Below are 12877 nucleotides of genomic sequence, written 5' to 3' on the forward strand. Positions count from 1 at the left end.
CTAATTATAAAAATGTAGCTTAACTTTTTCTCCAGTTTTTGTTTGCATATCCAATGTACTATGAGTATTTAAGATACTATTTATATATCTCTATAATTCTTGCAGTTATTGCTATAATATATGATCGTTTAAAACGAAAAAAAGAAAACGAGCATCAGTAGAAAAAAAATATCCTTTAAAAATTGATGTTAAGATTTTAGTTTTATTTATTTTGGTGGAAGCAGCTCAGTTTTTTGAGCTGTTTTTTTGTTTGTAATAAAAGAAAATTCTGAATCAAATTTTGTATCACAAATTTTATTAAACGCCCAAATACTCTATATTTGTAATTCAAAAAATAAAAACGAATACCTTAATATGAAATTACTAGAAGGAAAAGTAGCAATCATTACTGGCGCGAGCCGCGGAATTGGTAAAGGAATTGCAGAAGTTTTTGCTAAACACGGAGCAAACGTAGCATTTACATACAGTTCATCTGCTGCATCTGCAGAAGCTCTTGAAGCTGAATTGAATAGTTTAGGAGTTAAAGCAAAAGGTTACCAATCTAACGCAGCCGATTTTAATGAGGCACAAGCTTTTGTTGATGCTGTTTTAGCAGATTTTGGAACAGTTGATATTTTAATTAACAACGCCGGAATCACAAAAGACAACTTACTTATGCGTATGTCTGAAGCTGATTTTGACCAGGTTATTGATGTTAACTTGAAATCAGTTTTCAATATGACAAAAGCAATCCAAAAAACTTTCTTAAAACAACGTGCAGGTTCTATCATCAATATTAGTTCTGTAGTTGGAGTTTCTGGAAATGCAGGGCAGACAAACTACGCAGCTTCAAAAGCCGGAGCAATTGGTTTTACAAAATCAGTAGCTTTAGAATTAGGTTCTCGTAATATTCGCTGCAACGCAATCGCTCCAGGTTTTATCGAAACTGAAATGACTGCAAAATTACCGGAAGATGTAGTAAAAGGATGGAGAGACGGAATTCCGTTGAAACGTGGCGGAACTACTGAAGATGTTGCAAATGCATGTCTTTTCTTAGCTTCAGATATGAGTGCATACGTTACAGGACAAGTTCTTAATGTTTGTGGAGGAATGCTTACTTAATAGTTTGCAGTGTTCAGTTTTAAGTATTCAGTAAATATAGTCTGACAATAATAAAGAGAACACATTTGTTATAATTCGATTTCTAATGCTGATCACTAAAAACTGATTACTGAATACTAAATAAATATGACTACAAACACGATTTTATTATTATTACTTTCTTTAGTAATAGCGGGTGGTTTGTCGTACTTTCAATACTTTTATAAAGCCAAAAACAAATCAAATCTGATTTGGTTTTTGGCTTTTTTACGTTTTCTGGCCATTTTTGGATTATTGGTTTTATTGATAAACCCGATAATTTCTAAAAGTTCGCTCGAAATAACTAAAACACCATTAGCCATTGCAGTTGATAATTCAAGTTCAATAACAGCTTTAAAATCAGATAAAAAAGCAGTCGAATTATATCAAAAGCTAATTTCAAATCCAGCTTTAAAAGAAAAATTCGAAATTCAGTCGTATCAATTTGACGACGAATTTAAAACTTCAGACAAATTTGATTTCAAAGGAAAACAAACCAATTTAGACGAAGTTGCCAAGAATTTAAAAAGCATCAACAAAAACCTGACTTTCCCAACGGTTATTATTACCGACGGAAATCAAACTACAGGAAACGACTACATTTACAGATTCGATCCTGCCAATAAAGTTTATCCTTTGGTTGTAGGAGATACAACCACGTTTTTTGATTTAAAAATAAATCAGCTTAACGTAAACAAATACGCATTCCACAAAAATAAATTTCCCGTTGAAGTATTCCTGCAATATGCCGGAGACAAAACCACAACTGCCGATTTTACAATTTCGCAGGGAAATTCAATTGTAGCAAAAGAGAAAGTTTCTTTTTCTCCATCAAAAAAAACAGCCACTTTAAATTTACTTTTACCAGCTGATAAAGTAGGATTGCAAATTTTTAGAGCCAATATTTCATCAAACGCAAAAGAGAAAAACAGCTATAATAATATCAAGAATTTTGCTGTCGAAATCATCGATCAAAAATCAACAATTGCAATAGTTTCAGCAATAAATCACCCGGATATTGCGGCTTTAAAACGATCTATAGAAGTTAATGCACAGCGTAAAGTAATCTTGGTTAAACCAAATGATATTAATCAGTTACAAGAAGCTTTTGTTCTGGTTTTATATCAGCCGACTTACGCTTTCAAACCAATTTTTGACAACAATAAAGCAGCCGGAAGAAATACCTTTATCATAACCGGAAATAGCACCGATTTTAATTTTCTAAATCAGCAGCAAAATAATTTAAATTTCAGAATGAGCGGACAGGTTGAAGATTATTTATCAGAATTTCAATCGCAATTTAATTTGTTTGCAATAGATAATATTGGTTTTGAAAACTTCCCGCCATTGCAAAATGCGTTCGGAACAATTTCAACAAACGGAAATGTGTCCGTTTTACTTTCTTCAAAAATTAGAAACGTTTCAACCAATGCACCTTTATTGGCTTTCGCCGAAAACCAAGGAAAACGAATCGCTTTTCTTTTAGGAGAAAACAGCTGGAAATGGCGTTTACAAAGTCATATCGACAATCAGTCATTTGAAAAGTACGATGTTTTTGTAGATAAGATAATTCAGTTTTTGGCAACATCAACTTCAAAAAAATCATTGGTAGTAACACACGAAAGTTTTTATAATTCTGGAGAAGAAATCGTAATCAACGCCCAATACTTCAATAAAAATTATGAGTTTGACGAAAAAGCAAGACTAACAATCACCGTTACAAATGCCGAAACCAAACAAGCTAAAAACTATGATTTATTAAAAGGAAATAATTCGTTCTCCGTAAATTTAGAAGGATTAACAGCCGGAAAATATAATTTCACCGTAAAAGAATTAAATTCAAATACATCGTATTCCAGTCATTTTGAAATTTTAGATTTTGATATCGAAAAACAATTTGTAAATCCTGATGTTTTAAAACTGAAACAATTGGCTTTACAAACCAACGGAAAAGCTTTCTTCGAAAATCAAGAACAAGATTTAATCAATACACTTTTAGAAAACAAAGAATACAAATCAATCGAGAAAAATATTTCCACCAAAACTCCAATAATTGATTGGGTTTGGTTATTGATTTTGATTGCTGCTTTATTAACGACGGAATGGTTTGTTAGGAAGTATAATGGGTTGTTGTAGTTTTATATACATTATTATGTGAAGTCCCTACGGGACAAAATTGAATTTAAAACAATTGTTTTGCTACCGATATTTAATCTCTACGAGATTTACTTCGTTAATTTTTTTGCTGTTTTTTTGTTAAATAAAATTTTATCAAAAAGATCAACATTATAAAAAAACTCCGTTAGGAGTTTCAGGTCGGTAAAAAAAATATAAACACCCCAATACATTTGTCCCGTAGGGACTATAGAATTATTAGGTTAAAATTTTGAGAATATATTAGTAAACTCCATTAGGAGTTTGATATCGGTAGAAAAAATATGATCAATTAAATAAATTTGTCCCGTAGGAACTATACTAAATTTAATTTCGTGTAAATTCGTGAAATTAGTGTTTCACATTAAATAACAATATGGATTTCAGGCTAAAAGTTTTCTACACCGTTGCGCTCCGCCTTAATTTTACTAAAGCGGCAACCGAATTGTATATAACACAGCCGGCAGTTTCGAAACACATTCAAGAACTCGAAGAAACCTACAAAACAAAACTTTTTGAACGAAACGGTTCTAAAATTGCTTTAACTCCAGCCGGAGAAATTCTGTTAAAACATACCAAAGAAATATTCGAAATTTATCGGGAAATCGATTTTGAAATGAGTTCCTTTATCAGCGAACGCCAAGGTTTACTGCGATTAGGTGCAAGTACCACAATTTCGCAATATATCATTTCTCCCGTTTTGGCACGTTTTCACCAAAAACAAAAAGACATAAAAGTCAATTTGTTAAATGGTAATACAGAACAAATTGAAAATGCTTTAATCAATAAGGAAATTGAAATTGGAATTGTCGAAGGACAATCAAAAAATCAATCCATAAAATACATTCCGTTTTTAAAAGACGAGCTGGTTTTAGTCTGCAACAGCAATAATCCATTTGTAAAACGAAATGAAATTTCGGTAAACGATTTAAAATCAATGAAATTCATAACCCGCGAACGCGGATCAGGAACACTTGAAGTTATAGAATTTGCACTTAAAAATGTTGGCTTAAAATTCTCTGACTTGCAAATCGAAATGCAATTAGGAAGTACAGAAAGCATAAAATCCTATTTATTAAATTCAGATTGTTTTGCTTTTATGTCCATTCATGCAGTAAATAAAGAGTTGAAAAACAAAGAATTAATTGTTTTGGATGTTGAGAAATTAGCAATCGAAAGACATTTTTACATCATTACTTTATTAGGAAAATCAGATCCTTTATCAGAGTTGTTTATTCAGAATATTGCCAATCATTATAACTTGAAGTTATAGTCGATCGTATTTTACGATTGGCGAATTCCATTTAATCGACGGAACTTTGCAGAGTAAATATCAATTACTCTATTTTGAAAACGAAACAACATTCCGCATCACATTTATTTGAAATAAATCATTTTTTACAGCAGTTAATTTTTGCTGTGGTAATCTTGTTATGTTTATTTTCGATAATTTCCCCGCCAGTTGCTTTATTACTTGGCGTTATCATAGTGAATGTGTTCGGAAATCCATTTGTAGAATTCAACAGCAAAGCCATAACTTTTTTATTGCAGTTTTCAGTAGTAGGTTTAGGCTTCGGAATGAACGCATCAAGCGCATTTTCAGCAGGAAAAGAAGGATTTGTATTGACTATATTTTCAATTTTCAGCACCTTAATATTTGGTTTCCTATTAGGAAAATGGCTTAAAACTGAGAAAAAAACATCGCATTTAATTTCATGCGGAACCGCAATTTGCGGCGGAAGTGCCATCGCAGCAATTTCTCCCGTAATAAAATCAAACGAAAACCAGACTTCAATTGCTTTAGGTGTAATATTTATACTAAATTCAATTGCGTTGTTTGCTTTCCCATTTATCGGACATCAGCTTGATTTGTCTCAAAAAGATTTCGGATTATGGTGTGCCATTGCCATTCACGATACAAGTTCTGTAGTGGGCGCGGCCAATAAATATGGAGCCGAAGCCTTGCAAATCGCAACAACCATAAAACTGGCCAGAGCTTTATGGATTATTCCAATTTCACTTTTAACAGCCGTTATTTTTAAAAATAAAAATAGTAAAATAAAAATCCCTTATTTTATTGGATTGTTTGTTTTGGCAATGCTTATCAACTCTTACGTTCCGCAAATATCGATTTTTACGCCGCATATTGTAAATCTAGCTAAAATTGGTTTAACCATCACGCTATTTTTAATTGGAGCAACTTTAAATGTAAACACTTTAAAATCAGTAGGAGTAAAGCCTTTACTCCAAGGAGTTTTTCTTTGGATATTTATTGCAGGCTTAAGTTTAGTATCAATTGTTTTTCTAAATTAAAATTAAGATCAAAAACAATAAAGAATTGCTTAATGAAACTTGACAAAAAATTAAAGACAACAGCTTGATAAACTTAATGTCTTAATGGTTAAAATATTAGATTATCATTTCACATTAGAAAATTTGACAACTGGCTTACCAATCAATTTATATGATTTTCCTTTAAAAGAAAAACGTCTTTCGATCTCAAAATTAAATGATTTTTTAGTTTTTGCCATTGCAGCAATTTCATCCGGAGGTGTAACTTCAAACTCATCTTCTGCTTTAGCAGCTTTATTAAATGATCCGCTGGTTTTAATAATGATATCTCTAAAATGTTTTTTAGTCCCATCATCTATAACTGTATAAGAACCAGACCAGGTTATACTGGAAACATTGGTTAACTGATAACTATTAGCTTCCAATATTGGCTGATATTTACCATCAAAACCAGCAACAATATAAAGATAACCTTCAAAAGGACCGCCTGCACCACCATTTACGTGCAATAATGTAAAAGCATATTGATCTTCACCAATTTGCAAAAGTTTAGGTTTTGGAGATTGTGAAAAAGCACCAAAAGCAGCAACCGCAGGTTGAAAAGATCTCATTTCCCAAGCATTACCATTTTTGGCAAATTTTACCAAACCTAATAAACCGCCGGAAAAACGTCCGGTTTGTAAACCATCAGCATCATAATATGAATGATTAAAAGCCAAAATTTTGAATTGGTTTCCTTTAGAATCGGCATAATCAATGTTGGCAAGAAGTCTTGTTGCCACACCTTCAGAATAAGGAAACAATTGATCACCTTCAACGCCATTTACATCAGTAAAAGGTAAAGGTTTACAAGTTTTACATTTCCAGCTTATAAAAGTATTGTGATCAGAAAGTTTGTATAATTTTCCAGGAAACAGCTTTTGCATTGTTTTTACCCCGTCAATTGGGTCTTGCATTTTGAGAACCCGCTTAGGATTAAGAATAGTATCGTCAACATTTTTTAGCTCTATATCAGCTTCTTGAGCGAAACAAACAGAACTAATAAGAAGCAAAAAAAATAAATGTATATGGCGCATATTTATAAAACTAAAGTCACTAACAAACTTACAAATAAAAATCTTTAACATGAACTTATATCACTTATATGGTTCAAAAACTTATAAAAGTTAAATTAACATATTCTTCAAGGGTAATCTTTTAAATTATCTTTAAATACGGTAACTTTGCCTTCCAAATACAAAAACAAAATGAAAAACTTCAAAATGAGGCCAAAGTTAATTGCACTCTTCGCATTAATTATTGGTTTTTTTACTTTATCATGGGGAATTGTAGGCCATGAGAGAATTAATAAAGCAGCTGTAATGGCTTTACCACAGCAACTTCAGGTTTTCTTTTACAACCACATTGATTTTATTACGCAGGAAGCTTCTGTTCCGGATATTCGTAAATATGCTTTAAACTATAAAGACGAAAATCCAAGACATTATTTCGACATGGAAAACTTTGGTTCTGCTGACAGTATTCCGCAGTCAATGGAAGCCGCAAAGAAAAAATACGATGCTAAATTCCTGAACGATAATGGAATTTTACCTTGGTATATTGAAGATATGATGGCGAAATTAACTAAAGCTTTTAAAGATAAAAACAGAGCAGAAATTTTATTTCTTGCTGCAGATTTAGGTCATTATATAGGTGATGCGCACATGCCATTACATACTTCTGCAAACCATGACGGACAATTAAGCGATCAAAAGGGAATTCATTCTCTTTGGGAAAGCAGACTTCCTGAATTATTTGCTAAAAATTACAAATTAAATGTTCCTCAGGCAGAATATTACACAGATGTTCACAAAGCAATCTGGGATATGATAAACGATACGCACAGTTTAGCGCAGCCATTATTAGACATCGATAAAAAATTAAGAACTGCAACTCCCGAAAATCAGGTTTTTAAAATGGATGCTGATGGAAAAGTATTGAAAAGCAAATACAATACTCCAATTTTCTCTGATGAATATGCAAAGAAATTAAACGATCAGTTAAACGGAATGGTGGAAAGCCAAATGAAAAAAGCCATTACTGCAACAGCAAGTTTTTGGTATACAGCGTGGGTAAATGCCGGAAAACCAGACCTAAGTGATTTAGATTCACCAGCAGTAACACAAAGAAACAACCAAGCTTTAAAAGACGATTTATTATTGTTCAAAAAAGGAGATTTATTCGGATTGAAGAATCAAAATGATTAAATTTTTGTTTCAGGTTTAAAGTTTCAAGTTAAAGCCTCAAATTCATTTAGAATTTGAGGCTTTTTCTTTGAATCTTGCGTAAACCTTTGCGTTCTTTGCGGTTAACCAAGTTTTGGAATTATTGATTTAGATTGTAGATTTAGATTGCGTATACGCACTGCAGTGCGTCTCTACGATCAATTCATGTCGATCAATTCATGTCAATATTTTTTGTACACAACAATTATGTAGAGACGCACAGCAGTGCGTATACGTCCAGTATTTCACGCCCGCATATAAAAAATCTGTTTAAATCTGCCAAATCTGCGTGCCATTAACCGCATTTGGAATTTAAAAGATTGGAATTTAAAATTTTGATTTCGATTGTAGATTTAGATTTCGTAGACGCACTGCTGTGCGTCTCTACGATTAGTTCATGTGAATCAATCCATGTCAATATATTTTATACACAACGATTATGTAGAGACGCACAGCAGTGCGTCTACGTCCAGTATATCAAGAATGGAGATATAAAAATCTGTTTAAATCTGCCAAATCTGCGTGCCATTAACCACATTTGGAATTTGGAATTTCAGAATTGAAATTTTTACTTCTGATATTTCTTCTCCTTCAACAAAAATGAAGCAGATTGATAATAAGAAATAGTTTCATTAACCAAATCTACATTGTGCTTTTTCAACGGCATTTCATCGTACTCAACCTGAAAATCAGATGAAACACTATCTTTTGAATCTAATTTTAAAGCAAATTGTTTCACCTCTTGTTTAGGCGATAAAATAGTTAAAACATTATCCTTTATTAAACCCAAATCCTGATAAGTAGCAATAAAAGCCCTTGGTTTATACGAAGGTTTTAAAACATCCTGTCCGAAAAATTTACTGTCGTAATCAAAATGCAATAATCCGAAAAGAGTAGGCATAAGATCAATTTGTGACATTAATTTATTGCATTTTTCAGGTTTTTCATTCGGCGTATAAATAAAAGCCGGAATTCTGTATTTGTCAAGCGGAAGCTCTGTTTTTCCCGCACTCGAAGCACAATGATCAGCAACAATTACAAAAACAGTATTGTTGAACCACGGCTGTTTTCGAGCCATATCAAAGAATTTTTTAAGCGCATAATCAGTATATTTTACACCGCCGTCACGAGATTTAATATCGCCAGGAATATCAATTTTATTGTTTGGATAAGTAAAAGGTCTGTGATTACTCACCGTCATAATATGATTAAAGAAAGGCTTATTTTGTCCCGCTTCAGCATTCATCACTTTAATAGCCTTGTTGTACATATCCTCATCACAAACGCCCCAAACATTTGAAAATGTGATTTCTTCTGGAGAAAAGCTAGATTTATCGACAATTTGATAACCGTTCCCAGAATAGAAATCCTGCATATTATCAAAAAAAGCATCTCCGCCGTACATAAATTTCACGTTATATCCTTTCTGTTTAAATACAGAACCGGTAGAAAATTTGTTCTTATTGTCTTCACGTTTTACAACACTTTCTCCGGCAGTTGGTGGCAGACATAAAGTAACAGCCTCAAGTCCGCGTACAGTTCGGTTTCCGGCAGCATATAAATTCGTAAACTGTAGGCTTTTTTGAGATAAACTGTCTAGAAACGGCGTTATGTTTTCTTGATTTCCGTACGTTTTCATGAAATCAGCACTTAGGCTTTCAATCGTAATTAAAACCACATTTTTATGATTTTCAATAGAATCACTGGAAATTTTCTGAAATGTATTTTCTCCGGAAATAGTTGGGAACTGTTTCTTCAAAATAGAAAAAGCTTCCTGATTAGGCAGTGTTTTATAAAATTTGAAATAATCTAATTTGTTGTTTTCAAAAGCCAAATAGAACTTATACAATCCATTAGACTGCAATTCGTTTACAAATACATTTTTAGAATTTTCGGTCTTCGCCAAAGTTGGAATCGCAGCAAGCGAAATGAAAAATAAAACCCAGTAAATTCCAGAGATTTTTACTTTTTCTGTAAAAGAAGGAATTTCGCTAAGATAATCCTTAGACCTTTTTATTATAAAATAAGTAACAATCCCGCTAACCAAAAATAAAGCCGAAAATAAAGGAATTACAGGATAAGACTGCATAATATTTCCAATAACTTCATTAGTGTAAATGAGATAATTAACCGCAATGAAATTGTATTTTACCCCAAATTCATTCCAAAAGAAATATTCACTCAATCCGTTTTGCAGGATTAGTAAAACATATAGAAAAACGACAAACGAATAAAGCCAAAATCTTAGCTTAGTTCTGTATTTTGGCAGTAAAAGAAAAACTGTAAATAAAATTGTTTTTAGCCCTATAAAAATCAAGACAATTCTGGGTAAAGCGCCTCCGTATTCGTCAAAAATGCTTTTTCCCGAAGCCGTATATAAAAGTAATAAACTCAAAAAACCTAAAATAACATAGCCATACGGCTTTCTATATTTAGATTCTGAAAGAAAAATGAGATACAGCCAAAGAAAAACCGAGGCAATCACGAAAACAAAAAAATCTGAAAGTAATCCTAAACCAAAAATTTTCAAGCTTTCTAAAAACTTAAAAGAACTTTGCGTTATTGGATGAAAAATCAAAACAATTCTCAAGATAAAACTTACAGAGAAATAGAAAATGGCCAGATTATAAAATGGAGATAATTTTTTGAAAGAACTCATGGTATTTTTATTTTCTGCAAAATTAATTTTGATTAATTAACAACAGATGAAGTTCACCTTTTACCTTACTTATTCTATCCTTAATGTTTGCTTAAGATTATGTATTTTAACCTATTGTTATGATTTTAAGAGGTTAAAAGTCTTAAAAGCTATATCTTTGAAGAGTAAAAGAGATATTAATCCTGGATCAAAATAATACGATATGCACATTTTAATTGTTGAAGATGAGTTAGGAATCGTTCAGTTTTTAGAACAAGGACTGCGCGAGGAAGGATATAAAATTACAACCGCAAATGATGGCTCAAAAGCATTTGAATTAACTCAGAATCATAAGTTTGATTTGATTTTACTCGATTGGATGATCCCTAAAATCAATGGTTTAGATTTATGCAAAGCAATTAGAATCAAAGACCAAAAAACACCCATAATTTTTTTAACCGCAAAAGATACTGTTCAGGAAACGATAGAAGGTTTGAAAGCGGGTGCAAATGATTACATTAAAAAGCCTTTTAGTTTTGAAGAATTAGTAGAAAGGGTTAAAATTCATTTTAGAAATAAAGGCGGAAGTGAAACCCTTTCATTAGGGACTATTAAAATTGATCTTTCCAAACATATTGTTTTAAAAAATGATGAAGAAATCGCTTTAACACAAAGGGAATTTGAACTTTTGACCTATTTAATCCAAAATAAAGGGAAAGTATGTACACGAAATCAGATTTTAAAAGATGTTTGGGATATTAATTTTGAATACGATACCGGCGTAATTGATGTTTTTATGAACGCCATTCGTAAAAAACTCAAATTAAAAATAGAAGAAGATTATATTAAAACCATCCGCAGCGTAGGTTATATCGCTAATGACTTATAAATGAACCAGCTTTCCTTTAAAAACAGAATCGCCTTAAACTATATTATAACCACAGGTTTGTTGATTTTAGTGGTTTTTTCGGTTATATATTCTATCGTAAAACATACTGTTTACAGCCACATCGACGAAAATATCAAAGTTGAAATTAAAAACCATTTAGAAGAAATCAAAGTACAAAACGGCAAAGTAATTCTTATTGATGAAGAAGAATGGGAAGAGCGTGAACATAATACTGTTGATGTAAATCCTGTTTTTGTGGAGTTTTTAGATTTGAATAAAAAAATTATTGAAAAAGCACCAAATTTAAAGACACAAGCACTTGAATTTCATGATTCTGTAGAAGATTATGAATTGTTTGATACCAAAATGGGGAATAATGCCATTCGGCAAATTCAGGTTAAATTAAATGTTCAGAACAAACCGATAGGCTATATTATTGTAGCAATGTCGCTGTCAGACTCAAAATTGGTATTAAACAACTTATTTGATATCATGTTTTTATCGTTTTTAGCGATTTTAATAGTGTTGTTTTTTCTGGCCAGATTTTTTGCAGGCAGAAGTATTAAGCCTATAAATGCCATAATTAATACTTCAAAAATTATTACAAAAGATAATTTGAAAGCGCGGATTCCGCTGCCTAAAACGCGAGATGAATTGTATACACTTTCCAAAACCATAAACAATTTATTAAACCGAATTGAAGATGCTATTGAACGTGAAAAACAGTTCACTTCTGATGCTTCACACGAGTTAAGAACGCCTTTAACCGTTATTAAAGGAACACTTGAAGTGCTTATACGTAAACCCAGAAATAATAAGGAATACGAAGATAAAATAAACTATTGTATAAATGAAGTTGATCATTTGAATATGCTCGTAGATCAGCTTTTAACAATGGCCAGATTCGATAATCAAAAGCAGCAGATTAATACAGAAAAAGTCTATTTAAATGCGATAATTTTAGATGTTTTAACGCTGAATTCAGAGAAAATAAAAAGTAAAAAACTAGATGTAAAATTTGATGCCGGAACAGATTTTTATATTCAGTCTGATAATTTTTTAATCATTACAATTCTTAGAAATATTATTTCTAATGCAGTAAAATATACAAATCCAGATGGAGAAATTTCGATTTTGCTATTTAAAGAAAACAATAAAATAGTTTGTAAAATTTCTGATAACGGAATTGGTATTGCCAAAGAAGATTTAGAAATGATTTTTAATCCATTTTTCAGGTCCAATTATACAGAACATCCAGAAATTAAAGGAGTTGGTCTGGGACTTTCTATTGTAAAAAGAATTACAGAATTGCTTCATATTAAGTTTAAAATTGAAAGCGAGATAGGAGTAGGAACAACAGTAATTTTGGCTTTTAATAAAGATTTGGAAAACGTTTTCGTAAATTAAAAATTTTCAATAAAAACAGTACTTCAGATTTTTTTTAACAATAAACTATCGTTAAGTTATATTAAAAATTGCTTTTTCATGAAATTAACTAGTATATTTGCAACCGAATCAAAG

Annotated in this window: 9 protein-coding genes; 7 read left to right on the forward strand and 2 right to left on the reverse strand. The window is 31.6% G+C overall.

Features of this window, described 5'->3' with window-relative positions; all coding sequences use genetic code 11:
- Window positions 1-354 precede the first annotated feature (354 nt).
- From fabG to ACODSB_RS16620, 4 genes are all read left to right on the forward strand, one after another.
- On the forward strand, window positions 355-1101 hold the full coding sequence (gene fabG / locus ACODSB_RS16605) for a 3-oxoacyl-[acyl-carrier-protein] reductase (RefSeq protein ID WP_026729795.1): 747 nt from the start codon (window positions 355-357) through the stop codon (window positions 1099-1101).
- Between the two features lie 126 nt (window positions 1102-1227).
- On the forward strand, window positions 1228-3255 hold the full coding sequence (locus tag ACODSB_RS16610; RefSeq protein WP_488937865.1) for a hypothetical protein: 2028 nt from the start codon (window positions 1228-1230) through the stop codon (window positions 3253-3255).
- A gap of 394 nt (window positions 3256-3649) precedes the next feature.
- The gene (locus ACODSB_RS16615; protein ID WP_488937866.1) at window positions 3650-4546 is read left to right on the forward strand and encodes a LysR family transcriptional regulator; all 897 of its coding nucleotides are present in this window, start codon (window positions 3650-3652) and stop codon (window positions 4544-4546) included.
- A gap of 74 nt (window positions 4547-4620) precedes the next feature.
- On the forward strand, window positions 4621-5586 hold the full coding sequence (locus tag ACODSB_RS16620) for a YeiH family protein (RefSeq protein WP_488937867.1): 966 nt from the start codon (window positions 4621-4623) through the stop codon (window positions 5584-5586).
- Window positions 5587-5690: 104 nt separating this feature from the next.
- Here ACODSB_RS16620 and ACODSB_RS16625 read toward each other — a convergent pair whose 3' ends face one another.
- Window positions 5691-6521 (reverse strand): hypothetical protein, encoded by an 831-nt coding sequence (locus tag ACODSB_RS16625; protein WP_488937868.1) that lies wholly within the window; start codon window positions 6519-6521, stop codon window positions 5691-5693.
- Window positions 6522-6812: 291 nt separating this feature from the next.
- Here ACODSB_RS16625 and ACODSB_RS16630 point away from each other — a divergent pair, with 291 nt between their 5' ends.
- Entirely contained in the window at window positions 6813-7811 is a 999-nt protein-coding gene (locus ACODSB_RS16630; RefSeq protein ID WP_488937869.1) for a zinc dependent phospholipase C family protein, read from the forward strand.
- Between the two features lie 586 nt (window positions 7812-8397).
- On the opposite strand, the gene ACODSB_RS16635 is transcribed toward ACODSB_RS16630, so the two are convergent.
- Window positions 8398-10488, reverse strand: a complete 2091-nt coding sequence (locus ACODSB_RS16635) for an LTA synthase family protein (RefSeq protein WP_488937870.1) — start codon at window positions 10486-10488, stop codon at window positions 8398-8400.
- A 202-nt stretch (window positions 10489-10690) separates the two neighbouring features.
- On the opposite strand from ACODSB_RS16635, the gene ACODSB_RS16640 reads away from it, so the two are divergent.
- Together ACODSB_RS16640 and ACODSB_RS16645 are read left to right on the forward strand one after the other, a co-directional pair.
- Window positions 10691-11356, forward strand: coding sequence for a response regulator transcription factor (locus ACODSB_RS16640; RefSeq protein ID WP_488937871.1), 666 nt, complete (start codon window positions 10691-10693; stop codon window positions 11354-11356).
- Window positions 11357-12763: a sensor histidine kinase gene (locus tag ACODSB_RS16645; RefSeq protein ID WP_488937872.1), complete on the forward strand. Its 1407-nt coding sequence runs from the start codon at window positions 11357-11359 to the stop codon at window positions 12761-12763.
- The last annotated feature ends 114 nt before the right edge of the window (window positions 12764-12877 follow it).

This window comes from Flavobacterium sp. FG68 (assembly GCF_057808895.1).

Bases quoted from the DNA above. Each gene is read 5' to 3' on its own strand.
- fabG (WP_026729795.1), top strand. From the start codon at position 355: ATGAAATTACTAGAAGGAAAAGTAGCAATCATTACTGGCGCGAGCCGC.
- ACODSB_RS16610 (WP_488937865.1), top strand. From the start codon at position 1,228: ATGACTACAAACACGATTTTATTATTATTACTTTCTTTAGTAATAGCG.
- ACODSB_RS16615 (WP_488937866.1), top strand. From the start codon at position 3,650: ATGGATTTCAGGCTAAAAGTTTTCTACACCGTTGCGCTCCGCCTTAAT.
- ACODSB_RS16625 (WP_488937868.1), bottom strand. From the start codon at position 6,521: ATGCAAGACCCAATTGACGGGGTAAAAACAATGCAAAAGCTGTTTCCT.
- ACODSB_RS16630 (WP_488937869.1), top strand. From the start codon at position 6,813: ATGAAAAACTTCAAAATGAGGCCAAAGTTAATTGCACTCTTCGCATTA.
- ACODSB_RS16635 (WP_488937870.1), bottom strand. From the start codon at position 10,488: ATGAGTTCTTTCAAAAAATTATCTCCATTTTATAATCTGGCCATTTTC.
- ACODSB_RS16640 (WP_488937871.1), top strand. From the start codon at position 10,691: ATGCACATTTTAATTGTTGAAGATGAGTTAGGAATCGTTCAGTTTTTA.
- ACODSB_RS16645 (WP_488937872.1), top strand. From the start codon at position 11,357: ATGAACCAGCTTTCCTTTAAAAACAGAATCGCCTTAAACTATATTATA.